This window comes from Streptomyces sp. NPDC003248, assembly GCF_055563235.1.
Map to the genome: position 1 here is coordinate 448,019 of NZ_JBVHDT010000006.1, position 24,006 is coordinate 472,024.

Annotated in this window: 19 protein-coding genes and 4 pseudogenes; 13 read left to right on the plus strand and 10 right to left on the minus strand. The window is 69.9% G+C overall.

The features are described 5' to 3' along the window. Positions 1 to 801: 801 nt before the first annotated feature. Positions 802 to 2,586 (plus strand): GmrSD restriction endonuclease domain-containing protein, encoded by a 1,785-nt coding sequence (locus ACZ3KJ_RS18125; RefSeq protein ID WP_467528017.1) that lies wholly within the window; start codon positions 802 to 804, stop codon positions 2,584 to 2,586. A 314-nt stretch (positions 2,587 to 2,900) separates the two neighbouring features. Here ACZ3KJ_RS18125 and ACZ3KJ_RS18130 read toward each other — a convergent pair. Then, a pseudogene (locus ACZ3KJ_RS18130) lies at positions 2,901 to 3,842 on the minus strand (DUF1152 domain-containing protein); the annotation flags it as partial. A gap of 41 nt (positions 3,843 to 3,883) precedes the next feature. Between ACZ3KJ_RS18130 and ACZ3KJ_RS18135 the strand changes: the two are divergent. From ACZ3KJ_RS18135 to ACZ3KJ_RS18150, 4 genes and pseudogenes are all read left to right on the plus strand, one after another. After that, a pseudogene (locus ACZ3KJ_RS18135) lies at positions 3,884 to 4,735 on the plus strand (replication initiator); the annotation flags it as partial. After that, entirely contained in the window at positions 4,728 to 4,967 is a 240-nt protein-coding gene (locus ACZ3KJ_RS18140) for a helix-turn-helix transcriptional regulator (protein WP_467528019.1), read from the plus strand. The pseudogene ACZ3KJ_RS18135 and the gene ACZ3KJ_RS18140, both read left to right, overlap by 8 nt. Beyond that, positions 4,967 to 6,202 (plus strand): annotated as a pseudogene (locus ACZ3KJ_RS18145) (tyrosine-type recombinase/integrase). Before ACZ3KJ_RS18140 ends, ACZ3KJ_RS18145 begins: the two are co-directional and overlap by 1 nt. A 374-nt stretch (positions 6,203 to 6,576) precedes the next feature. Then, positions 6,577 to 6,756, plus strand: a complete 180-nt coding sequence (locus tag ACZ3KJ_RS18150) for a hypothetical protein (protein ID WP_467528021.1) — start codon at positions 6,577 to 6,579, stop codon at positions 6,754 to 6,756. A gap of 99 nt (positions 6,757 to 6,855) precedes the next feature. Here ACZ3KJ_RS18150 and ACZ3KJ_RS18155 read toward each other — a convergent pair whose 3' ends face one another. Further along, positions 6,856 to 7,617, minus strand: a complete 762-nt coding sequence (locus ACZ3KJ_RS18155) for a phosphoglyceromutase (RefSeq protein ID WP_389521270.1) — start codon at positions 7,615 to 7,617, stop codon at positions 6,856 to 6,858. 202 nt (positions 7,618 to 7,819) lie between these two features. On the opposite strand from ACZ3KJ_RS18155, the gene ACZ3KJ_RS18160 reads away from it, so the two are divergent. Then, the gene (locus ACZ3KJ_RS18160; protein ID WP_467528024.1) at positions 7,820 to 9,112 is read left to right on the plus strand and encodes an MDR family MFS transporter; all 1,293 of its coding nucleotides are present in this window, start codon (positions 7,820 to 7,822) and stop codon (positions 9,110 to 9,112) included. A 90-nt stretch (positions 9,113 to 9,202) separates the two neighbouring features. On the opposite strand, the gene ACZ3KJ_RS18165 is transcribed toward ACZ3KJ_RS18160, so the two are convergent. Next, positions 9,203 to 9,649, minus strand: a complete 447-nt coding sequence (locus ACZ3KJ_RS18165; RefSeq protein ID WP_467528026.1) for a DUF2000 family protein — start codon at positions 9,647 to 9,649, stop codon at positions 9,203 to 9,205. Positions 9,650 to 9,698: 49 nt separating this feature from the next. Between ACZ3KJ_RS18165 and ACZ3KJ_RS18170 the strand changes: the two genes are divergently transcribed. Continuing rightward, on the plus strand, positions 9,699 to 10,520 hold the full coding sequence (locus tag ACZ3KJ_RS18170; RefSeq protein ID WP_467528028.1) for an AraC family transcriptional regulator: 822 nt from the start codon (positions 9,699 to 9,701) through the stop codon (positions 10,518 to 10,520). Between the two features lie 82 nt (positions 10,521 to 10,602). Here the strand turns inward: ACZ3KJ_RS18170 and ACZ3KJ_RS18175 are convergent, their stop codons facing one another. Then, the gene (locus ACZ3KJ_RS18175) at positions 10,603 to 11,121 is read right to left on the minus strand and encodes a type III secretion system chaperone family protein (RefSeq protein WP_467528030.1); all 519 of its coding nucleotides are present in this window, start codon (positions 11,119 to 11,121) and stop codon (positions 10,603 to 10,605) included. 5 nt (positions 11,122 to 11,126) lie between these two features. After that, positions 11,127 to 12,464 (minus strand): D-inositol-3-phosphate glycosyltransferase, encoded by a 1,338-nt coding sequence (mshA, locus tag ACZ3KJ_RS18180; protein ID WP_467528032.1) that lies wholly within the window; start codon positions 12,462 to 12,464, stop codon positions 11,127 to 11,129. 474 nt (positions 12,465 to 12,938) lie between these two features. Here mshA and ACZ3KJ_RS18185 point away from each other — a divergent pair, with 474 nt between their 5' ends. The 3 genes from ACZ3KJ_RS18185 (at position 12,939) to ACZ3KJ_RS18195 (ending at position 16,832) form a co-directional block, all read left to right on the plus strand. Beyond that, on the plus strand, positions 12,939 to 13,784 hold the full coding sequence (locus ACZ3KJ_RS18185; RefSeq protein ID WP_467528034.1) for a class I SAM-dependent methyltransferase: 846 nt from the start codon (positions 12,939 to 12,941) through the stop codon (positions 13,782 to 13,784). A gap of 166 nt (positions 13,785 to 13,950) precedes the next feature. After that, a complete protein-coding gene (locus tag ACZ3KJ_RS18190) occupies positions 13,951 to 15,036 on the plus strand; it encodes a C40 family peptidase (protein WP_467528036.1) in 1,086 nt (361 codons plus the stop codon). A gap of 413 nt (positions 15,037 to 15,449) precedes the next feature. Beyond that, entirely contained in the window at positions 15,450 to 16,832 is a 1,383-nt protein-coding gene (locus tag ACZ3KJ_RS18195) for a PP2C family protein-serine/threonine phosphatase (protein WP_467528038.1), read from the plus strand. Between the two features lie 158 nt (positions 16,833 to 16,990). On the opposite strand, the gene ACZ3KJ_RS18200 is transcribed toward ACZ3KJ_RS18195, so the two are convergent. The 5 genes from ACZ3KJ_RS18200 to ACZ3KJ_RS18220 form a co-directional block, all read right to left on the minus strand. Then, a complete protein-coding gene (locus ACZ3KJ_RS18200; protein ID WP_389521607.1) occupies positions 16,991 to 17,326 on the minus strand; it encodes a DUF2516 family protein in 336 nt (111 codons plus the stop codon). Between the two features lie 165 nt (positions 17,327 to 17,491). Beyond that, positions 17,492 to 18,151 (minus strand): hypothetical protein, encoded by a 660-nt coding sequence (locus ACZ3KJ_RS18205; RefSeq protein ID WP_467528040.1) that lies wholly within the window; start codon positions 18,149 to 18,151, stop codon positions 17,492 to 17,494. A gap of 99 nt (positions 18,152 to 18,250) precedes the next feature. After that, positions 18,251 to 18,700, minus strand: a complete 450-nt coding sequence (locus ACZ3KJ_RS18210; RefSeq protein ID WP_467528042.1) for a helix-turn-helix domain-containing protein — start codon at positions 18,698 to 18,700, stop codon at positions 18,251 to 18,253. A 1,350-nt stretch (positions 18,701 to 20,050) separates the two neighbouring features. Then, on the minus strand, positions 20,051 to 20,884 hold the full coding sequence (locus tag ACZ3KJ_RS18215; RefSeq protein ID WP_467528043.1) for an NAD(P)H-binding protein: 834 nt from the start codon (positions 20,882 to 20,884) through the stop codon (positions 20,051 to 20,053). Positions 20,885 to 21,106: 222 nt separating this feature from the next. Further along, positions 21,107 to 21,862: a GbsR/MarR family transcriptional regulator gene (locus tag ACZ3KJ_RS18220; protein ID WP_467528045.1), complete on the minus strand. Its 756-nt coding sequence runs from the start codon at positions 21,860 to 21,862 to the stop codon at positions 21,107 to 21,109. 222 nt (positions 21,863 to 22,084) lie between these two features. On the opposite strand from ACZ3KJ_RS18220, the gene ACZ3KJ_RS18225 reads away from it, so the two are divergent. The 3 genes and pseudogenes from ACZ3KJ_RS18225 to ACZ3KJ_RS18235 all read left to right on the plus strand — a co-directional run. Then, positions 22,085 to 22,756 carry a DUF4097 family beta strand repeat-containing protein gene (locus ACZ3KJ_RS18225; RefSeq protein ID WP_467528047.1) on the plus strand — a complete coding sequence of 224 codons (672 nt, stop codon included), beginning with the start codon at positions 22,085 to 22,087 and terminating at the stop codon, positions 22,754 to 22,756. Positions 22,757 to 22,782: 26 nt separating this feature from the next. Then, positions 22,783 to 23,739: an ATP-binding cassette domain-containing protein gene (locus tag ACZ3KJ_RS18230; protein ID WP_467528049.1), complete on the plus strand. Its 957-nt coding sequence runs from the start codon at positions 22,783 to 22,785 to the stop codon at positions 23,737 to 23,739. Continuing rightward, positions 23,736 to 24,006, plus strand: a pseudogene (locus ACZ3KJ_RS18235) (ABC transporter permease); the annotation flags it as partial. The gene ACZ3KJ_RS18230 and the pseudogene ACZ3KJ_RS18235, both read left to right, overlap by 4 nt.

The following is a 24,006-nucleotide window of genomic DNA, read 5'->3' on the forward strand; positions in this document are numbered from 1 at the left end:
GTCGTTGGTCATCATTGGCCACTGTCGAGCGGCCTCGGACGGCCCAGGGACGGCCCAGGTTTGCCGCGCTCGTCTGACGGCCAGCACCTTCGACGCGCCCAGTCTGAACCTCAGCTGACGACAGCCCGCCACGACGGCGGGGCGCCGACCGACCACGCACGCGTGTGTCTCGCTGTACCCCCACTGACCTGAGCCACGTTGCCAACGCCGTTGCCCAGAGCGAGCCACGACGGCCGGCCCACGACGACGGAGTTTGAGCCATTGGCTTGGAATTGGGCTTGGCGGCGGTTGCTGCGCTGACCTACAGCAGAGTGGTGCTGGAGTCCTGGTCGCCCCCGGGCGAGTTCCCGCTGTTCCCCGTGATTGCCTGCAGTATCTGGCACGCGAATGGCACGGTGCCTTCGCCTCGAACGTCCCTTGGCGGAACTGGGCCCCGGAGTGTCTGAGCCTCAGCCGACGACAGTCAGCCACGATGGCGGGTTCACCGACCGACAACGCAGGCGTGTGCCTCGCCGCACCCCCACCGGCCTCAGCCACGCTGCCATGCTGTCGACCAGAGTGAGCCGACCAGCGGAAGCGTGGCAGTAAAACCTTGGGTGATGACCTCATTGTCCCGGAGTTGCTGGAGCGGGGACTCTGCCTTCGCTGGTGTGCTCCTCACCTGTGCTGAAGATCCGCATCCATCAGCGAGCTTGACCGGGCTCCGCAGGCAGTACTCAGGCACGCGCCACCGCAACTTCACCTGGCCCAATTCTGTGATGCACAGGACCAACCCCAACCATGTCAGCTACGGTGATACTCATGCAGAGTTCAGAGCTATCCGTCCAAGGGCAGAACCTCCACCAGCTCTACAATCAGTACTACAGGAATAAACTCCTTGTCGACCGTCGCTATCAGCGGAAGCTCGTCTGGACGCGCGACGAAAAGGAAAAGCTCATCGACTCCGCCGTCAACAAGCTGCCGATCCCACTAATCCTCCTTGCCCAGAGAAGGAAGGGCGGGGTGGAGATCTTTGAGCTAATCGATGGACTTCAGCGCCTCGAAGCATTCTTCTCCTTCATGGAAAATAAGTACCCCTATAAAGGTGAGTACTTCGATTTGGCTACAACGGGCGATACATTGGCCAAGCTCCACTCGGGAGAGCTTAGCCAAAATGAACCCGTAATGTCGCGCGAAACATCCTTGGAAATCGCCAACTATCAGATCCCCGTCTCGACTTATCGCGACGCGGCAACCTCGTCGATCGACGAGGTGTTCCGCCGAATCAATAGCGGCGGAAGGCGCTTGAGCCTGCACGAGATTCGGCAGGCAGGTGTAATGGGGCCGCTTTCAGATGTAGTGCGCCGCACTAGCGCCACCATTCGGGGCGACGGGACTTTCGCCGAGGCTCTGACTCTCAGCGAGATGGAAAAGCTCTCCATCTCACGGAAGGATCTCGAATACGGCCTAGATCTAGATCGCATCTTCTGGACGCGACACGATATTATCGGCGCGGACGACATTCGTTCATCTGGTGACGAGGAAATGGTTTTAGACTTGGTTCTCGATGCCGTCCTAAATCCATGGCCTACAAGCGGGTGGCAGAATCGGGACGTGGCATACGGCTTGCCACGGAAAATCAGGTCAGCTTCCCCGGATGAAGTTAACGCGGCCATCATGGCTGTTGGCGTCGAAAACCTGCAGCAACGCATCGTGGCAGTTATCGAGATGCTGGATGAAGCCATGCAGGACCACGGTCCACTTGGGCGCCACATGGTCCACCTTGAGACCTACGAGAAGGGCACCCGCCGGCAGTTTCAGGCAGTCTTTTCCATCCTCTACGAACTCATCTTCATTGATGAGATGCAGCCTCTCTCATTGGACGCTGTTCGCAACGTATTGGACAACTTCTGGGGGCGCGATATTGCCATTCCAACCGGCGGGAGCGCATGGGGCAGGGATGAAAAGGCCAAACTATATCCGAGAGTGAAGCGACGTATCAAGAAGGCTTTCTTTAAGCCCGAACCCAAAAGCATTGCCAAGCAGCTCAATGCGCGCCTCTTGATCGAAAGCTACCTGCAGGGCCCAGTTAACGAGGATCCCCTAGTCGAGCTTAAGCAAGGATTCTGCGTACTCTCGAATCCCCCAATGGAGAATGCGGATCTGTTTGACGAAGTAATGCAGACCGCAGTTGGCATGGCAAACTGGAGTCGCGATGCAGCCGGCCTCATTCTGATCGGGGTCGCAGATAAACCGTCGGCGGCACAGCGCTCGACAGAACTCTTCGGCGTGACTCCGGTCGAAATTCATGGGCAGCATGTAGTGGGCACTGAAGAGCAGATCGCTCACTTGGGCCACGACATCGACTCTTGGTGGCTCAAATGGCAGGAAAGGATCAAGTCCGCCCCTGTGGACTCTGATTTCTCGGCCGACCTTGTGCACAGCTTCAGCCCACTCGTCTGTGACGGAAAAGTCCTTTGGATTATGAAACCTCGATCACTCGGCAAGCCCATTTCGTACAAGAATCGATTCTTCGTGAGAGTTGGCGCATCAACGCACGAAATGGCAACCGATGAGTTCCTCTCTCATATCTCTCGGAACTTCTGACTCAGAGCAGACGCTCATTTCCTCGCCTGCCTGAGAGTCGATTAATGGTTCTCGGCTAAGATTTACTTGAGGTGGATCTACTTTGGCGTCATGATCTTCGAGGTTCGCTCCGAAATGGCTCCGTGAAGCTGCGGAGCCGACCGCCCCAGCCTCGACGTACCCCTTCTCTGGCATCAGGCGACTGATTGCCGTGAGCGCGGGACGGGCGCCGGCCGGGCTGGAGCGGGACGGAGACAGGAGCGCAGGCCCGGCCGGCGGCCGGGCCTGCGCGGTGAGCGGAGCGAGCCGCCTTGAACCGTAAAGAAGGTTGTTACTCAGGTTGCGTCTGGGATGTGCCACAGTGGGGCCTCGAACTGCTCCGATCGGCTGTCGATGAGCAGTCGGCGCAGGTCATCGCGCTGTGAGCCGTTGAGGTTCAGCACCTCGGTGAGGCGGCGGAACGTCGTGTGAGTGACTCCGCGGCTTCAGGCGGCTGCCTCGAACTGGGCGAGGTGGGGTAGCACCGACTCGGCGTCGAGCTTCGCCAGCCGCTGGTCCTTGAGCCAGAGAGCCTTGTTCCGCTCGTAGTCGATCTCGGAGAAGCCGCAGATCTCGCGGCTCAGTGCCTCTGCTTCGTCCAGGGTGGTGGTCGACATGATGGCGCGTGCCAGTTCGTTTCGGCCTACTGCTTCGTCCAGGTCGACCTCGTGGAGCGTCGGGCTCTCGTCGGTGAGGGGGATGGGCAGGCCGGCGTCTCGGACTTCGCATGTGCCGCGTACTCCTCGGGCTGCTGCCGCGAGCATGCCTGTTGCCTCTGAGGGGTGCCACTCCAGGACCTGGCTGATCGGCTCCGCGTCCTCCGCGGTGAACGTGTGGACGAGTAGGCCGAGTATGCCTCGCAGGTCCTCGTGCGACAGTTCGCCGTCCAGGCCGGGGCCTGCGACCAACAGGCGTACGGGTGCGTTCATCTGGCAGCACGCTGCCAGTGTCAGGGAGTCGGCGAGTGGGCTCTTCAGGGTCGGTTCGTCGCCGCGGGCCAACACGTCGCCACCGACGTCCAGGAGATCGATCGACATCGGCCTGAGGTGGGTGACCAGGTCTTCGAGCTGGCGTGTGACGCCCTCGGCGCCGTCCTTCGGGTCGATCAGGGCGAAGGTGTGTTGCGGGAGCTCCGTCGCCAGTCGGGGGAGTGTGGAACCTGCCGGTGCGATGGGGCGGGCTTCCGCCGGCACTCTCCAGACAGACGGGGTGAGCGCTTCCAGGCGGGTGAAGTCGTCGGCTACTGGGGCCCGGTCCACGACCGCCGCACCGACGGCCCGACTACGAAGCGGCTGTCCTCTGGAACGCTCACGCCGGCGCCCTCTGGCGCCGCTTCTCGATCTACCTCCGCCGCGAAGTCGCCAAGCGCGCCGGCCTCACCCAACGCACCTTCCGCCACCACGCCCGCATCTCCTTCGCCAAGGTCGCCGAGTACCAGAAGCGCGGCGCAGTCCACTTCCACGCGGTCATCCGCCTCGACGGCCCGGAAGGCGGCGACACCCCGCCCCCGCCCTGGGCCACGGCCGAACTGCTGACCGACGCCATCCGCGCCGCCGCCACCGCTTCCCGCGTGGACGGCCCGGAGATCGACGGCCGGACCCACACCTTCACCTTCGGCCGGCAACTCGACGTCCGCCCAATCCGCTCCGCCGACCTCGACGGCGGCCAGGAACTGACCGAACGGGCCGTCGCCGCCTACATCGCCAAGTACGCCACCAAAGGCGCCGAGACGACGACCGGCACCCTGAACCGACCGATCCGCTTCCTCGCCGAACTGGCCCACGCCCGCATCACCGACCACGCCCACCGCATGATCCGCACCGCCTGGACCCTCGGCGCGCGCAAGGACCTCGAACACCTCCGCCTGCGCGCCTGGGCCCACATGCTCGGCTTCCGCGGCCACTTCTCCACCAAGTCCCGCCGCTACTCCACCACCCTCGGCGCACTCCGCACCGCCCGCGCCGACTGCCGCCGGTCCCAGACGGCCCCGCCCGTCCCGCAGGACAGCGACTCCACGCTCGTACTCGCCCACTGGGTGTTCGCCGGCACGGGCCTCAGCAGCGCCGAAGCCTCGCTCGCCGCATCCCTCGAACCCGCCCCCGGCACGGAAGGAGAGCCCACGCATGGCTGATCGACGCCGCGCCTCGGCCGAAGTAGCCGCCGCACCGCGCACCCTTCCCACGCGGTTCCTGACTGCTGAGGACTTGGTGGAGATGTTCGGGCTGCCCAGTGTCGAGACGGTCTACCAGTGGCGTCGTAAGCGCACCGGTCCTCGTGGATTCCGGGTCGGCCGGCACCTGCGATTTGATCCGGACGACGTACGCGCCTGGGTGGAGTCCCAGATCAAGGGGGCCGCTGCCTGATGGCCGGACACATCCAAGACCGCTGGTACAGGGAAGAGAAGGGGCCGGACGGCAAGCCTCGCAAGGTCAAGACCGAGCGTTACGGTACGGGCATGCGCTACCGCGCCCGCTATGTGGGCCCGGACGGCACCGAGAAGTCCAAGAGCTTCCCCGACCGTCAGAAGCGGCTCGCCGAACAGTGGCTAGCGCAGACTGAAGCGGACATGGCGCGGGGGCAGTACATCGACCCCCGCGCGACCCTGATCACCTTCCAGCAGTACGCCGAGAAGTGGGTGACCCGGACCCGAACACTCAGGCCTCGATGGAGTCGCAGCTCCGGTTGCACGCCTTTCCCTACCTGGGGTCGCGCCCTCTCGGCTCCTTCCAGCCCGCGCACATCCGCGACTGGGTGCGGCAGCTCCAGGAGAACGGCGTCCGTGGCTCGTATGCCCGGACGATCTACTCCAACGTGCGCGCCGCCCTCAGCGCGGCCGTGGATGACGGGCACCTCCCCCGGAACCCGTGCGCCGCCCGCTCGGTCCGGCCACCGGCCGTGGACAACAAGCGCATCGCCCCCTGGACGCTGGAACGGGTCTTCGCCGTCCGGGCCAGCATGCCCGAGCGGTTCCGGGCCATGGTCGACCTGGGTGGCGGCTGCGGGTTGCGACAGGGCGATCCTCGGCGTGGCCGTCGATGCGCTCGACTTCAAGTCGGACACATTGCACGTGGTCCAACAACTCAAGCTGAGCCGAAGCAAGGCCGTCTTCGCCCCGCCCAAGGGTGGCAGGCTCCGGGACGTGCCGCTTCCTGGGCCAGTCGCTGATGCCCTGCGGGCCCACCTGAAGCGGTTCCCGCCGGTCGACATCACCTTGCCGTGGAAGGTGGCGGATGGCCCTCCGGTCACCAAGCGGCTGATCTTCACCGGTCCCTGCGGCAGTCACGTCTGGCGGACGTCCCTCAATGAGGAGGTGTGGAAGCGCGCCCTGGCTTCAGCCGGCGTGATCCCCGAGCGGAAGCCGGGCGAGTCGTACGCCGAGTCCCGCGAGAACGGCATGCACGCGCTCCGCCACTTCTACGCCTCGGTCCTCCTGGACGCCGGGGAGAACATCAAGGCCCTCGCCAAGTACCTCGGCCACTCGGACCCGGGCCTGACGCTCCGCGTGTACGCGCATCTCATGCCATCCAGCCAGGAACGCACTCGAAAGGCGATCGCTCACACTTACGATCACCTCAGGGAGTCGACCAGGCAAAAATAGATCACGCGCCGCTTTCCCTCCCGCGGGAGGGAAACTTCCTTGCCAGCAAGGAAGGGATTGGTGATTACCACATCCGAATGGAATGCTAGGCGCCTCATGAGCAGCGCACTTGCAGGTCAAGTTGTGGAACAACTTGTTGTTCAATTCGCTGAACGTCTCGTTCCAGGACTGGAATGACCGCCCCCATCGGGACCTCGCTCTCACTTTTACACTGCGCGAGTAGCAGACCCCTATCTAGCTGCACGTTTGTCTGAGCAGACGGATCTGTGCGAAAGTCTCACCACATGCGAATGCCGCCCGGCCAAGGGGCGGCATTCGTTTCCGTTTCCGCATCCGGAAGCCGTAATCCGAAACCAAATACAGAAGGAGACCACATGGTCCCACGCGCAGGTGTCACCGTCGACATCTGTCCCCGCGACTTGCCGATCGCGCTCATCGGTACAGCCGGCGGCGCGCTCGCCCTCTGGGCCGACGCCCCCGCCGCGATCGCCGTCCCCGTCGCGCTGCTGATCGTCCTCGACATCCGGATCCGCCGCTGGCGTCGACCCACCTGACGGCCCGATCAGCACCTGACGGCCCACAGACGGCCCCAGCACAGCAAGAAGCCCCCTACCAGCGGAAGAACCGCAGGTAGGGGGCTTGTACGTACGTGCTTACTTCTTCTTGCCCTGGTTCTTGACCGCCTCGATGGCGGCTGCGGCCGCCTCGGGGTCGAGGTAGCGGCCTCCCGGGGTGACCGGCTTGAAGTCGGCGTCGAGTTCGTAGAACAGCGGGATGCCCGTCGGGATGTTCAGGCCCGCGATGTCGGCGTCGGAGATGCCGTCGAGGTGCTTGACGAGGGCGCGGAGGCTGTTGCCGTGGGCGGCGACGAGGACCGTGCGGCCGGCCAGGAGGTCGGGGACGATGCCGTCGTACCAGTAGGGGAGCATGCGGATGACGACGTCCTTGAGGCACTCCGTGCGGGGGCGGAGCTCCGGGGGGATCGTGGCGTAGCGCGCGTCGTCCGACTGGGAGAACTCGGTGCCGTCCTCGAGGGGCGGGGGCGGGGTGTCGTAGGAGCGGCGCCACAGCATGAACTGCTCCTCGCCGAACTCGGCGAGGGTCTGGGCCTTGTCCTTGCCCTGGAGGGCGCCGTAGTGGCGCTCGTTCAGGCGCCAGGAGCGGTGGACCGGGATCCAGTGGCGGTCCGCGGCCTCCAGGGCCAGCTGCGCGGTGCGGATGGCGCGCTTCTGGAGGGAGGTGTGGACCACGTCGGGGAGGAGATCGGCGTCCTTCAGGAGCTCGCCACCGCGGACTGCCTCCTTCTCGCCCTTCTCGTTGAGGTTGACGTCCACCCAGCCGGTGAACAGGTTCTTCGCGTTCCACTCGCTCTCGCCGTGGCGGAGGAGGATCAGCTTGTACGGTGCGTCGGCCATGTGGATGAGCGTAATCGAAGGGTGCGTCCCGGCCCGCCCGCGCCCGTAGCGCGGACGCCCTGGGCACAGGTGAGCGGGAGCGCGGCGGGCGGCGGGCGGCGGCGGGACAGTTGACCGATCCTGCTAATCGAGTGGCCCCCGGGACCCGCCGCTCCGTAAGTTCTCCGTACCACCTGCACCGCTTACATCCGGGGGATCACCCATGTCCGTCGCCTCCTTGAGACGTGCCGCCCGCGAGACCGTCTCCGGGCTGCCCCGCGAGTTCTGGTGGCTGTGGACCAGCACCCTCGTCAACCGGCTCGGCGCCTTCGTCGCCACCTTCATGGCGCTGTACCTGACCCTCGACCGCGGGTACTCCGCCTCCTACGCCGGACTCGTCGCCGCGCTGCACGGGCTCGGCGGGGTGGTCTCCTCCCTCGGCGGCGGGGTCATGGCCGACCGGCTCGGGCGGCGGCCCACGCTGCTCGTCGCCCAGGTCGCCACCGCCCTCTCCGTGGCCCTGCTCGGCTTCGTGCACCACCCCGTCGTCATCGCCGGCGTCGCCTTCCTCGTCGGGGCGGCCTCCAACGCCTCCCGGCCCGCCGTGCAGGCGATCATGGCCGACATCGTGCGGCCGGAGGACCGGGTCCGGGCGTTCTCCCTCAACTACTGGGCCATCAACCTCGGCTTCGCCGTCTCCTCCATGGCCGCCGGGTTCATCGCCGAGGTCAGCTACCTCGCCGGCTTCCTCGTCGAGGCCGGCATGACCCTCGTCTGCGCGGTCGTCGTCTTCCTCAAGCTGCCCGAGTCACGGCCCCGGCCGGTGGACAAGGCCCTGCGCCAGGACTCCGTCGGGCTGCGGACCGTGCTGCGCGACGGGCGGTTCATGGGGCTGGTCGGGCTGTCGTTCCTGGTCGCCTTCGTCTTCCAGCAGGGTTCCATCGGGCTGCCCGTGGCGATGGGCGCGGCCGGCTTCACCCCGGCCGACTACGGCATGGCCATCGCCGTCAACGGCGTCCTCATCGTCGTGCTCCAGATCCCGGTCACCCGGTTCATCGAGCACCGGGATCCGGGCCGGCTGCTCGTGATCTCGTCGGTCCTCGCCGGATACGGCTTCGGGCTGACCGCCTTCGCCGGGTCCGTCGGCGTCTTCGCGCTCACCGTCTGCGTGTGGACCCTCGCCGAGATCGTCAACGCGCCCACCCAGACGGGGCTCGTCGTCCGTCTCTCCCCGGTCCACGGACGCGGGCGCTACCAGGGCATGTACACCCTGTCGTGGGCCGCGGCGTCGCTCCTCGCCCCGCTGTCGTCCGGCCTCGTCATCGACCGGTTCGGGGCGGAGTGGCTGTGGGGGCTGTGCGCGGTCGTCGGGACGGTCGCCGGGGCCGGGTACGCCCTGCTGATGCGACGGCTGCCCACGGAGGCCACGGATGAGGCGGTGGGGGCGGCTGGTGCGGCGGAGAGCGCCGGTGCGCCCGGGCCGGTCACCGCCGCGGCCGACGTCAGCGCCGCCTGACGGGCGGGGGGTGTCCCCTCCGGCCCGGCGGTGCCCCCGGCCCGGCAGCCTCCCCAGCTCAGTGGAGGGACAGCCCAACGGCCCCTCTCCTCACGGATGCATCCGCGCCCCCTTCAGCACCTTGTCCACCGCGTTCCGCGGGCCGTACACCGCCAGTCCCACCAGGTCCAGTGCGTCCGTCGCCACGGCCCGTACCGCCGCGCGGTTGTCGCGGTCGTTGCCGGTAGCGAAGAGGTCGCCGGTGAACACCGCGCGCGGCAGGGCGCGGGAGAGCACGCGCGCGTGGGCCGCCGTCAGGGTCTCCTTCGAGCCCTCGAACACCAGCACCGGCTGGCGGAACATCGGCAGGTAGGGGACGCCGTCCGCGTCCTCGTACGGCTCCCCGACGACCTCGGGGAGTTCTGTGCCCAGGCCGCTGACCAGGAACGCGGTGACGTTCAGGCGCTGCCAGGTCTCCAGGTCCTCGCGCAGCAGGACGGCGATCTTCGTGTCGAAGCGGACGGCGGGCGGGGCCGTGGGGGCCGGTGCGTCGTTCATGGTCCGAGGCTGCCGTCCGGAGCGCGGCGGCGTCTTGTACGTTCTTTGCATGGCCTCCGCTCAGGGCAGGGCCGCGCAGCCCACCGCCGACGTCTCCGCCTGGCGCCCCCGCGTCCGGGGCGTCGTGGAGGTCTTCCACGCGCACTTCACCGGGTACGCCTACCCGATGCACGTGCACGACTCCTGGACGCTGCTCATCGTCGACGACGGGGCCGTACGGTACGACCTCGACCGGCACGAGCACGGGACGCCGCACGACACCGTGTCGCTGCTGCCTCCGCACGTGCCCCACAACGGCTCCGCCGTCACCCCGGACGGCTTCCGCAAGCGGGTGCTGTACCTGGACGCGAGCGTGCTCGGCGAGGAGCTGATCGGGCCCGCCGTGGACGGACCCGACCTGCGCGACCCGCTGCTGCGGCGGCGGGTCGGGCAGCTGCACGCGGCCCTCGCCCGGCGCGGGGACGAGCTGGAGGCCGACAGCCGGCTGGCGCTGGTCGGCGAGCGGCTGCGCGGCCATCTGCGGCCCCGGCAGCCCCGGCGGCCGGCCCGGCGTGACCCCGTCCTGGCGCGCCGGCTGCGCGACCTCCTCGACGGGCGCGTCGTCGAGGGCGTCACACTCGACACGGCCGCCGGGCTGCTCCAGGCGCATCCGGCGCATCTGGTCCGGGCGTTCAGCGGGGCGTACGGCATCGCGCCGCACCAGTACCTGACGGCCCGCCGCGTCGACCGGGCCCGCCGGCTGCTGCTGGAGGGGCGGCCGGCGGGCGAGGTCGCGGCGGCCGCCGGCTTCTACGACCAGGCCCATCTCACCCGGCACTTCCGGAAGCTGGTGGGGGTGACCCCCGGGCGCTACACGGCGCCCGCCACCTGACGACGACGCAGTCGCCGGCCGTCGGCGCGCCGACGCGCCGGTGGTGGGTGGTCCCGCCGAAGGTCCGTCGTCAGTGACGCCCTCATTCGCCGGGGCGGCGGGTGAGGTGGCGGAAGGCGTCCAGATTGCGGGTGGACTCGCCGCGGGAGACGCGCCAGGCGTACTCGCGGCGGATCGCGGAGGCGAAACCGAGCTCCAGGAGGGTGTTGAAGGCGCCGTCGGCGGCCTCCAGGACCTGGCCGAGGAGGCGGTCAATCTCGTCGGGGGTGACCGCGGCAAGGGGGAGGCGGGCGGTGACGTAGACGTCGCCGAGGTGGTCGACGGCGTAACTCACGCCGTACAGCTTGAGGTTGCGCTCCAGGAGCCAGCGGTGGACGCCGGCCTCGTTCTCGTCGGGGTGGCGGACGACGAAGGCGTTCAGGGAGAGCGAGTGGCGGCCGACGATGAGGGACACGGTCGTCTTCAGCTTGCGGGTGCCGGGGAGCTGCACGACGTAGGTGCCGGGCTCGGGGCCCTCCCACTCCAGTTCGGCGTCCTCCAGGACGTCCTCGACGACCCGCGCGGCCGCGTTCTGCGCGTCGGCCCGCTGACCCTCAGTCATGCCACTCACCCATGCGGGGAGCGTACGCGACGGCGGTGGGCCTGCGTCGCGGCCGCGTAGACGTCGGCGGTGGCGGCGGCCGCGGTGTCCCAGCCGAAGGACCGGGCGTGCCGGGCGGCGGCCGCGCCCATGCGGGCGGCGAGGTCCGGGCTGTCGGCGAACTCGGCGAGCACGCGCGCGTAGCGGGCCGGTTCGTGGCCCTGCACCAGGACGCCGGTCTCCCGGTCGCGCACGGCCACCGGCAGCCCGCCGACCGCGGCGGCGAGCACGGGTGTCCCGGCGGCCTGCGCCTCTATGGCGACCAGGCCGAAGGACTCGCTGTAGGAGGGGACGACGAGGACGGAGGCGGCGCGGAACCAGTCCGCGAGCTGGTCCTGCCCGACGGGCGGCCGGAACCGTACGACGTCGGAGATGCCGAGGCGGGCGGCGAGCTTCTGCAGGCCCTCCGGTTTGGCGAGGCCGCTGCCGCTGGGGCCGCCGACCACGGGCACGACGATCCGGGAGCGCAGCTCGGGGCGCTCGTCGAGGAGGACGGCGACGGCGCGCAGCAGGACGTCGGGGGCCTTGAGGGGCTGGATGCGGCCCGCGAAGAGCGGGATCAGGGCGTCCTGCGGCAGGCCCAGGCGGGCGCGGGCGGCGGCGCGGCCGTCGGCGGGCCGGAAGCGGTCGAGGTTGACGCCGGGGTGGACGACGGCGACCTTGTCGCGGTCGGCGTCGTAGTGCCGGACGAGTTCGTCGGCCTCCTCCGCCGTGTTGGCGATCAGCCGGTCGGCGGCGGTGACGATCTGGGTCTCGCCGATGACGCGGGCGGCGGGCTCGGGCGTGTCGCCGTCGGCGAGGTTGGCGTTCTTGACCTTGGCCATGGTGTGCATGGCGTGCACCAGCGGGGCGCCCCAGCGCTGGGCGGCGAGCCAGCCGACGTGCCCGGACAGCCAGTAGTGCGAGTGGACGAGGTCGTAGTGGCCGGGGCGGTGGCCGGCCCAGGCCTGCATCACGCCGTGGGTGAAGGCGCACAGCTGGGCGGGGAGGTCCTCCTTGGCAAGGCCCTCGTAGGGTCCCGCGTCGACGTGCCGGACGAGGACCCCGGGGGCGAGGTCGACGGTCGGCGGGAGGCCGCCGGTCGTGGCGCGCGTGAAGATCTCGACCTCGATGTCGATCGCGGCGAGGCGCTGTGCGAGCTCGACGATGTAGACGTTCATGCCGCCGGCGTCGCCCGTGCCGGGCTGGTGCAGCGGTGAGGTGTGGACCGAGAGCATGGCGACGCGGCGGGGGCGGCGGTGCAGCCGGAGCCGCGCGGGTGCCGTCCCGGAACGACGCCCGAGCCTGCCGATGTACTGGCTCACGTGGCGTTCCTCCTAGCTGCGGGCATGCCGGACGGAGGATGTGCGGCACCCTCCGAGGGGGTGCAACGCCGGAGGGCGCCGTCGCCATTCCGGCGGGCCCCCGGTCGCGCACGTTTTTGCCCAGGCGTTACCGGGGATCGCTCAACCGTTCGAGTGCGGGTTGCGTCGCGCCGTGGTCCTGCCGCCGTGGACACCGTCGTCGTAAGCACCGTCCTCAAGCACCGTCCTCATGGGCACCGCCGCCGTGGACACCGCCGTCGCGGTCCTCCGTCATGGACACCGCCGTCATGGCCACCGCCGTCATGGACACCGCTGTCGTGGACACCGCCGTCGCGGTCCTGCGGTCATGGACGCCACCGTCGTGCACACCGCCGTTATGGCCACCGCCGTCGTGGACACCGCCGTCGCGGTCCTGCGGTGACGGACACTGCCGTCGTGGTCCTGCCGTCATGGACACCGAATACCCTCGAAGGCATGACATCCCGCGCGGCCCTCCCCCACTCTCGGCTTCGCTCGAGCGGGGGGACCCCCGTCGTGGGCACGGTCACGCGCGGGACGACCAACCCCAACCGGCTGCGCCGCATGGACCGCTGGATCGCCGCGGCGCACGGCCGTGAGCTGCGCCGCGCCGGCCGTGCCGTGGCCGTCGACCTCGGCTACGGCGCCGCCCCCTGGACGGCCGTCGAGCTGCTCGGCCGTCTGCGCTCCGTCGCGCCCCACGCGCGCGTGGTGGGCGTCGAGATCGAACCGGCCCGGGTCGCGGCGGCCAAGCCGTACGAGCGGGACGGCCTCGCCTTCCGGCACGGCGGCTTCGAGGTCCCGCTCGACGGCCGGCCCCACCTCATCCGCGCCGCGAACGTGCTCCGGCAGTACGACGAGGCCGAGGTCGCCGCCGTCTGGGAACGGCTGTGCGCGCGGCTCGCGCCGGCGACCCGGACCTCGCGCGGCGGGCTGCTCGTCGAGGGGACCTGCGACGAGATCGGGCGGCGGCACGTGTGGGTCGCGCTCGGCCCCGAGGGCCCCCGCACGGTCACCTTCGCGACCCGGCTGGGCTCCCTGGAGCGGCCCTCGGACCTGGCGGAACGGCTGCCGAAGGCGCTGATCCACCGCAATGTGCCCGGCGAGCCCGTGCACGCCTTCCTCCGCGACTTCGACCGCGCCTGGGCCGCCGCCGCGCCGTACGCCTCCTACGGCGCGCGCCAGCGGTGGATCCGGACGGTGCGGGACCTGACCCGGGACTGGCCGGTGACGGACGGCCCTGCACGGTGGCGGCAGGGGGAAGTGACGGTGGCGTGGGGGGCGCTGGCCCCGCGGGGATAGGCGCCGGGAACGATCTCCCTGAGGCGTTCGTCACATAGGCGGGGACTTCGTCATGGCGGGGTGGGAACGGGGGGGAAGGACTGCCTCTGTCGTTTTCCGGCAGGGCATGGCACGATCCCCCGGGCGACCGTAGGTTACTGACGGTAAATCAGCTGTGGGGGGACATATGGGGACGGGCAAGCGCGGCCTGCTCGCGGTGGCCGTGACCGTGGTCTGCGCGGTCACCGTACTGGCGGTGCCGGGTACGGCGTTCGCGGCTCCGAGCCCCACACCGGCCCCGACGACCGCGCCCACGCTCACCCCGCCGCCCTCGCACAGCGCGGACCTGGAGGCGATCCGCGAGAAGCTCGACACGCTGTACCACGACGCCTCGGTCGCCACCGACGCCTACAACGCGGCCGAGGAGCAGGCCCGGAAGCAGTCCGCGGAGCTGGTCGAGCTCGCCGCCAAGATCGTCGAGGGGCGCGAGGAGCTGGCGGCGCTGAAGGACCGCGCGGGTGCCGCGGCCCGCTCGCAGTACCGCGGCGGCGGCCTGCCGGACGAGGCCCACCTGCTGCTCAGCGACGACCCAAGCGACTTCCTCGACGGGGCGGGCCGGGTGCTCCAGGGGCAGCGGGCGACCGACGGACTCATCGGCGAGATGACCCGCACCCAGCAGGACCTGGAGCAGTACTCCGCCGGCGCCTCCGCCCAGTGGCAGAAGCTGGAGGCCAACCGGAAGGCCAAGGCCGCCGCCCAGAAGAAGATCGAGAAGCAGATCGCTGCGGCCGAGAAGCTGGAGTCCCAGCTGGAGACGGAGGAGAAGGAACGCCTCGCCCAGCTCCAGGAACAGGCCGCGCAGCAGGCGCAGACCGCCTGGCTGGGCACCGGCGTGCTCGACGGCGTCGAGGACGAGGCGACCGCGCAGGGCCTGGAGGCCGTCCGGTACGCCACCGCGCAGGTCGGCAAGCCGTACGTGTGGGGCGCCGAGGGGCCCGACTCCTTCGACTGCTCGGGCCTCACCTCCCAGGCGTGGGTGAACGCCGGCCGCACCATCCCGCGCACCTCGCAGGAGCAGTGGCGGCAGCTCGCACGGGTCGCGGTGACGGACATGCGCCCCGGCGACCTGATCATCTACTTCGACGACGCCAGCCACGTCGGGCTGTACGTGGGCAACGGCTCGATCGTCCACGCCCCGCGCCCGGGCCGGACGGTGACCGTCGCGGGGGCCGGCTCGATGCCGATCCTCGGGGTGGTGCGGCCGGACGCGTGAGCCCGACATGGGCCCGGACGCGTGAGACCGGACATGCGCCCGGACCCGTGAGCCCGGACATGCGGCCGAACGCGTGAGACCGGGCACAAGGGGCGAAACATGTGAGCCCCGGCATGCGGCCGGACCCGTGAGCCCGGACACAGGGGCGGCGGCGGCCCGTGACCGCGGCCACGTGACCCACCGCACGCCCCCTCGGCCGCCAAACCTCCCGCCGACGTGACGTTCGTCATTCCCGCACCCCATCCCCCCTGCCCAACTGCGGTACGGAACGCGGCATATGACAGTGGCCTGAGATCAAGCGACGTGCTCCACACCATTCCGCTGCGGCGCCTTCTGCCGCTATGGTCCCGGTCGGTGGGTCGAGGTCCCTCGTCCCCGCCATGCCCTCGGGGGGAGGGAAGGAACCCGACACGATGCCCGTACCCGTACCGCGGCAGAGAGCGATCCCGGCCGTGGAGTGCGGTCAGGCGCAGGCCGCCCCCGCAGTCGGCGGCCCCTCCAAGGAAGAAGCCCCGCACACGGACGACCGGAACGACGCTCGCGACGAAGCGATCACGACGACGCCGGTCGGGGACGACGCCACGCCCGGCGACGCCCCCTCCGGCGTGAGCGCCGCCGCCCACACCACCAACCTCACACTGCTGCTGATCGAGGACGACCCCACGGGCGCCCCGATCGTGCCCGGCCTGCTGGACTCCTCCGGCAAGCCGATCCGCGTGCGCACCGCCCGCAACCTCACCGAGGCCGAGCGGCTGCTCACCGACGACGTCCACTGCATCCTGCTGGACCTCGCCCTGCCCGCCCCGGGCCGCGCGGACGAGGACGACGAGCTCGCCGTGCTCCGGCACGTGCTGCGGCTCGCGCCCCGGCACGCCGTGCTCGCGCTGACCGCGTCCGGTGACGCCGAGCGCGGGGCCGAGGCGGTACGGGTGGGCGCCCAGGACTACCTGTTCCGCGACGAGTTGGACGGACGGCTGCTGAGCCGCGCCATCCGGTACGCGGTGGAGCGGAAACGATCCGACACGGCCGAGCGGCGGCTCGCCGAGGGCAGGCTGCGCGCCCAGGAGAACGCCCGTCTGGAGCGCGGGCTGCTGCCCACGCCCCTGCTGGACGGCTCCCCGCTGCGCTTCGCGGCCCGTTACCGTCCCGGCCGCTCCCGCGCGCTGCTCGGCGGCGACTTCTACGACACCGTCCGCACCCCGGACGGCACGGTCCACACCATGATCGGCGACGTCCGCGGCCACGGCCCGGACGAGGCCGCCCTCGGGGTGGAGCTGCGGATCGCCTGGCGGGCGCTGACGCTGGCCGGCCTGTGCGGCGACGAACTGCTGAACACGTTGCAGCAGGTGCTGGAGCACGAACGCGAGGACGACGAGATCTTCGCGACGCTGTGCACGGTGGACATCGCGCCCGACGGCCGCCGCGCCGGCCTGTGCCTGGCGGGCCACCCGGCCCCGCTGATCGCCCGCCCCGGCCAGCCGCCCCGGCTGCTGCCCTACGACAACAACGGCCCCGCCCTCGGTCTGCTGCCGGGCGCCCGCTGGCCGCGGATGCAGGTCGAGCTGGGCGCCGCGTGGAGCCTGATGCTGTACACCGACGGGCTCATCGAGGGACGCGTCGGGGACGGCAGGGAGCGACTGGGGCAGGACGGCATGGTGGAGATGATCGGCCGCCAGCTCGCGGCGGGCCTGCACGGCGAGAACCTGCTGCGGGCGGCCGTCAACGAGGTCCGCGAGCTGAACGGCGGCGAGCTGACGGACGACGTGGCGGTGGTCCTGCTGGACCGAGTGCCTTAGCGCTCCGCTGGGAGTGCTGGGATCGGTTCGCGCCGTTGCCGGGATGCTCGGTGCGTCGGGCGCGGGCCGTCCGGGGCTGGTCGCGCCCACGCGGCGGAGCCGCATAGGAGACCGCCCCGCGCCCCTTCGAGGAGGGCTGCGCCCCCGTCAAGGGCTTCTCAGCGGCCGCCGTTGTACGGGCCGTAGGGGCCGTCGCTGCTGGAGCCGCCGCGGCGGGTGCGGCCGCCGCCCGGGAGGGAGCGGAGGGCGGGCCGGACGTCGACCATGTACACGATGGTCGCGATCAGGCCGATGATCGGCAGGAACGACAGGATGTTGAAGATCAGGTTCACCACGAAGGCGAGCCCGAGGACGATCAGCCAGAACGGCTTGGTCTGCTTGTCCGCGGCGCGATAGCCGTCCTCGCGGCGGATGGCCGCGTCGAACAGCGCGAAGCCGCTGAACACGATCAGCGCCAGGCTCAGCAGCGACATGAACCCGGCGAACCCCTGCATCAGCACTACGTCCACCACCCGACTCGGCACGGCTCGTCCTTACGCGGCCACCGTACCCGCAACCGCGCCTCCGTCACCCGTACAACGGGCCGGGCACCCTCCGAGTGCCCGGCCCGTGGCCGTGTTCCCGCGCGCTCCGCGCGTGTGGGGATGTGCCCGTGGTGCTCACTCGGCCGGCGGGGTCGTCTTCTTCGCGGTGGTCTTGCGGGCGGCCGGGGTCTTCTTGGCGGGGGCCTTCTTCGCCGGGGCGGGCGCGGGCGCGGCCGCGGCGGGCTTCGGCTCGTCCTTGACCTCGACCGGCTGGGGCTTCGGCTCGTCCTTGCCCTCGACGACGATCGCCAGTTCCTCGATCTCCTCGGCGGCCTCGCCGCGCCAGGTCCGCACGGCCTGCTCGCCGTGCTCGGCGACCTTCTCGTAGGTCTCGCGGGCCTTCACGGCGTACTCGGCGGCGACGCCGACCCCGCGCAGCGCGAGGTCCTGGGCGGTCTCGCCGAACTTCTTCAGGTCGGCGTCGAGGGTGCTGCTCAGCTTCTTCAGGTCGCCGTCGAGGGCGCCGAGGAACTCGCCCACCTTGGTCTGGAAGGTCTCCTGCGCCTCCTTGGCCCTGGCGCCGGCCTCCTTCGCGCGGGCGGCGGCCCGCTCCTGGACGGCCTTGGGGTCGGCGTTGCGGACCGCCTCGAACCGGGCCGGCGCCTCGGTGCGCAGCTGCTCGACCAGGCCCGGCACCTTCTTCGCCTGCTGGATGGCCAGGTCGGCGGTGCCGGCCGCGAAGTAGAGGGGGGTCGGGTCGCTGAGGGTCTTGCGCAGGTCGTCGGTGATGGCCATGGTGATGGTCCTCCCGTGGTCGCGTTCGTCGCGTTGTTCGCGTTCGTTGGATGTCGGTCGGTGCGGGTCCGTAGTCGGGCGGCCGGTCCACCGGTCCGGTCAATCGGCCTTCCGCTGCGGATCGTCGTCGGTGCCACCGGGCGTGCGGGTGTCGTGTTCGGCGGCATCGTCCTGGGCGTCCGCCGCGCCGTCGCCGACCGTGAATCCGTTCTCCTTGCGGAAGGACTCGTAGATCTGCAACAGCGCCTGCTTCTGCGGCCCGGTCAGCGTGGGGTCGGCGAGGATGACGGCGCGCGTCTCGACCTCGTCCCGGTCCCGTTCGGCGTCGAGGATGCCGGCGCGCACGTACAGCGTCTCGGCGGAGATCCGCAGCGCCTTGGCGACCTGCTGCAACACCTCCGCGCTGGGCTTGCGCAGCCCGCGCTCGATCTGACTCAGGTACGGATTGGACACCCCGGCGGCGTCGGCGAGCTGCCGCAGCGAGAGCTGGGCGTTCCGCCGCTGCTCGCGCAGGTACTCACCGAGATTGCCGACCTTGAGCGATGCCATGACTCCAGCGTGCCCCACCTCCGCTAACAATTGCAAGCACCTGCTTGCAGAAGTGTGTCGTGTCGCCGTCGTCCACCTCGCCCGGCCGGGGCCGGTGACCTGTCTCGCTGAAGGCCGGCCAATTTCGGTCCATCCGAGCCATCTACCCGTGTGTCTGGCAGCCCAGTACCAGCCGGGAAAATTGCGCTGACCGCGGTACGACGGGAACGTCCGCACCTGCCCGGCCGCCTCGAAACGCGCCGGCCACATCACCTCGAGCGGCCCCTCATGCAGGTCACCGCGAGCGTCGACGTACTCCAGCCGGAAGCCCTCAGCCTCCACGTGTGCCGAGTTGGCGGGTTACGAGTCGTGGGTGGAACTCGGTCAGCTGCTGAGGCTGGACTGTGATCCGGGTGTGGTGGCGATGGCGTCGCAGCCGTTCCGGCTGTCGTGGCGGTCCGGCGACCGGGCTCGGCGGACCAGCCATACCCCGGACTACTTCGTGCGCCGCCGGGACGGGACCGGTGTGGTGCTGGACGTGCGTCCCGACGACCGGATCGAGCCCGAGGAGGCCGTCCAACACCTTCAGCGGCCTTCCCACCGGCTGGAATCCCGCCTGGATCCGGTCGGCCGGCTCAGTGTCCTCAGCGGACAGCCCCGCACCTCGATCCGGTACGCGATCCCCGCTGGGAGCGACAGGCGTGGAACATCCCGCAAGGTCCCTTCGCCGCAACTCCCCGATGGGCGGGCCGACGCTGTGTCGCCCGCAGGACCGGGAGCCCCGGCCAAGGCGTCATGGTCCGGATGTCGAAACTCCACGACCAGGTCTGCGTCCCCCCGGCGCCTCTGGACCGGCCGGGCCGTCGAAGCCCCCGCCTACCAGTTCGACCTTGCTGATCTGCCGGAGATCGTCGCCGCCCAGAAGCGTCACTACCGGCTCCTTCGCCGCTACGGCCCCGACGCGGTCAACATCTGCTACGAACAGACCTCCCGCTTCTGGACCACCCTCCCGCAGCGCGGCTACCGGATCAGCGACCTCACGCGGCGGCTCGCCCGGCTCCAGCCCCGCCCCGCCCGCGCTGTCCGGCCGTGGGACCCCAAGCGCTACGCGGCGATCTATCCCGAGATCGTCAAAGCCATGGTGTTCTACGCAGCCCCGCGCTGGCGCGGCCTGGCACTCTCCGGCGCTGACGAGGACTTCCGGGTCTTCCACGCGGAGTTCGTCCGGCGGCTCCCCAACGAAAGCTCCCTCCGCACCACCGCCAAGCCGTGGTTCATCCACCGACTCCGCATGATCGCGCACACCATTCAGGACGCCGCTGACAGAACGCCTCGCCGGTCTGAACAACAGCAAGCAGTGAAGCTGCGGTCTCAGCGGAAGGCGGCACCATTGTCCGACGCCCATTGCGGGAACGATCTGGCCGCGGACCCGGTGACCCGCAGAACGGTGTCGCGCACCTTCAGCAATTCGTCATTGACATCCCCGCCCATCAAGTCGAGGACAGCATCCGCGGTCTCGTCGCCCATGAAGGAAGCCATCTGCCGGTGGGCTTCCTCCCGGCTGATCTCAATGAGGGCCACCTCCCGCCCCAGCGCTGCGGCGATGGCCGCGACCTGCCGTCGGACCGTGATGCACTCCGGCCCGGTCAGTGCATACGTCCGCCCCTGATGGCCCGGCTCGGTCAGCGCCACACGGGCCACCGCCGCGATGTCCGCAGGGTGGATGGTCGGCAGACCAATGTCCGCATACGGCGCTCGGACCACACCCTGACCACGAATCGACTGCGCCCACCACAGGGTGTTCGAGGCGAACTGCGTCGGCCGCAGTATGGTCCAGGCCATCCCACTGTCCTTGAGCAACCGCTCAACAGCCAGGTTCTCGCCGGCCGCAGGCAGATGCGGATGAGTCTGCACCGTGATCGACGACACCAGCACCACATGCTCCACACCTGCCTGCCGGGCAGCAGCCAGGACCTCCGCTTCCCCACCCATACCCGACAACAGGAACAGAGAGCGCGCTCCCTCCAGCGCGGGCTTCAGAGAATCCGCCTGCGAGAGATCGCCCTCAACGGCTTCGATCCCTTCAGCGAAAGAGACCCGCCCCGCATCACGAGTCAGACCTCGCACAGGTGCGGCACCGGCCACCCGCAACTCCCTCAGCAGAGCCCTTCCAATGTTCCCGGTCGCGCCGGTCACGAGGATCATCGCCATCTCTTCCTGTCGTCAGCCGGTGATCACGTTCACAGCACGCTAAAACCTCAACCTCGCTTGGGGTCAAGGAAGCAGCCCCACTGCCTCAGGTGGACCGAGACGAACCCGGCACCCGCGTCTCAGTCGACCTGAGCCACCGCAGGCCACCGCCTCGCGGTGGCTCAGGTCGATTGCGACAGGACAGCCAGGGGGCACCCTGACCGATCGGACGGTCGCCTACCCGCGGTCCGCCCCCGGTTCGGCGGCGTCGCCCGAGGTCCCCTCCGCTCTGGTGTGGAGGACGTCGCGGGCCTGTTCGGCGGCGCGGATGATGCTCTCGCCCACGAAGTCGAGGAAGCGGGCGACGTTCTCGAGGCGGACGCCGGCCGGGGTGCCGGGGCCCAGGACGCCGACGCCCTGCCGTGCGGTCTCGACGATGACGGCGGTGGACCGGGCGCTGGCCATCATCGACTGGTACCAGATGTCGTCGTCGACGACGTAGCGCTCACGGCGGCGTTCGTCGCGTTCCCGGCGGGCGAAGCCCTGGCTCTCGAGGAACGCGATCGCCTTGGAGATGGACGCCGGGCTGACCTGGAGGCGCTCTGCCAGTTCGGACGCGGTGAGGCTGCCCGCGTCGGTGAGGGTGAGACAGGCCATCACCCGGGCCATCATCTTGGGCATGCCCGAGGCCATGAGGACGGTGGCGAACGTCTCCTCGTACTCGCGCATGGCGTCGGCGTCGCGCCCATGGGCCTGCGGGGGCGCCTCCGTCCCGCGGGGCGCGGCCTGCCTGCGCCGCTGGGCGCGGCGTTCGGTGGCGCGGTGGGCCAGGTCGGCGCGGTAGGCGGTGGGACCGCCGTTGCGCATCACCTCACGCGTGACCGTCGAGGTCGGGCGCTCGATGGTCCTGGCGATCTCCGCGTAGGCGAGGCCGTCGGCCAGTCCCAGCGCGATCTGCCGGCGTTCCTGCTGGGTGAGTCTGCCTCCCGGCATCGCGGTCTCCTTCGCACTCCTCGGAGTCGTCAGCATAGCGTTCACCGGCATCTCATTGCAACGCCATCGTGGCCGTCGTTGCGTTTTGCTCGAAGGTCGTTGCAATGATTGAGCGGCCTTTACCTGCTGTTATGGCTATTCGATGCAACGCGCTCGTTGTGTGATCCGTAAATGCAACGTAGCGTTTCTTGCATCGGAAACGAGGAAGCGAAGGAGAGCACCATGCAGAAGTTCGACACCCCCGCCCCGATCTCCGCCGTCCTGGACATCCCCGCGGGCCGCATCCGGTTCATCGCCGCCGACCGGGCCGACACCACGGTCGAGGTCCTGCCCGCGGACGCCTCGAAGGGACGCGACGTGAAGGCGGCGGAGCAGACGACGGTCGACTACGGCGACGGCGTCCTGCGGATCGCGGTCTCACCGGCGAAGAACCAGTACTTCGGCCCTTCCGGATCCGTCGAGGTGACCGTCCAACTGCCCGCCGGCTCCCGCGTCGAGGCGAAGACGGCCGGCGCCGAACTCCGGGGCGTCGGACGGCTCGGCGACGTCGCCTTCGAGGGCGCGCAGGGCCCGGTCAAGCTCGACGAGGCCGCGAGCGCCCGCCTCACCGTCCTCGACGGCGACGTCTCGGTCGGCCGCCTGGGCGGTCCCGCGGACATCAGCGCCCAGAGGGGCGCCATCCGCATCACCGAGGCCGTGAGCGGCACGGTCACCCTGAGCACCCGGCAGGGCGACATCTCGGTCGGCGCCGCCCGCGGAGTCTCCGCCTCGCTGGACGCCGGCACCCCCTACGGCCGGATCCACAACGCGCTCACGAACACCGACGGCGCCGCCGCCGGCCTGACCATCCACGCGACCACCTCGCACGGCGACATCGCCGCCCGCAGCCTCTGAATCCGCATCCGAAGGAGAACCCGGTCATGACCGATCCGGCCATCGCGGCGAACGGACTGCGCAAGTCCTACGGCGACAAGACCGTGCTCGACGGCGTCGACCTGAACGTCCCCCAGGGAACGATCTTCTCCCTGCTCGGGCCGAACGGCGCCGGCAAGACCACCGCCGTCAAGGTCCTCTCCACCCTCGTCACCGCCGACGCCGGCACGGTGCACGTCGGTGGCCACGACCTCGCCGCCGACCCGCAGGCGGTGCGGGCCGCGATCGGCGTCACCGGGCAGTTCTCCGCCGTCGACGGGCTGATCACCGGCGAGGAGAACATGCTCCTCATGGCGGACCTGCACCACCTGCCCAGGCGCGAGGGACGGCGGGTCACCGCCGCACTGCTGGAGCGCTTCGACCTGGCCGAGGCCGCGAAGAAGCCCGCCGCCGGCTACTCCGGCGGCATGAAGCGCCGCCTCGACATCGCCATGACCCTGGTCGGCACCCCGCGGATCATCTTCCTCGACGAGCCCACCACCGGCCTCGACCCGCGCAGCCGCCACACCATGTGGCAGACCATCCGCGATCTGGTCACAGGCGGCGTGACCGTCTTCCTCACCACCCAGTACCTGGAGGAGGCCGACGAACTCGCCGACCGCATCGCCGTCCTCCACGACGGCAGGATCGCCGCCGAGGGCACCGCCGAGGAACTCAAGCGGATCGTCCCCGGCGGACACGTCCGGCTCCGCTTCACCGACCCGGACACCTACCGCAACGCCGCCTCCGCGCTGGGCGAGGTCACCCGCGACGACGAGGCACTGGCGCTGCAGACCGCCGGCGGCGGCAGCCAGCGCGAACTGCGCTCCGTCCTGGACCGGCTGGACGCGGCCGGCATCGAGGCCGACGAGCTGACCGTGCACACCCCCGACCTCGACGACGTCTTCTTCGCCCTCACCGGCAGCGCCGAGGTCCCCGCCCAGTCCAAGGAGTCCGCCCGATGAGCACCCTGTCCCTGGCCGTCCGCGACTCCTCCACCATGCTGCGCCGCAACCTCCTGCACGCCCGGCGCTACCCCTCCCTCACCCTGAACCTGCTGCTCACCCCGGTCATGCTCCTGCTGCTCTTCGTCTACATCTTCGGCGACGTGATGAGCGCGGGCATCGGCGGCGCCGGCCGCTCCGACTACATCGCCTACCTCGTGCCCGGCATCCTGATGATGACCATCGGCGGCACCGTCGTCGGGACCGCGGTGTCCGTCTCCACCGACA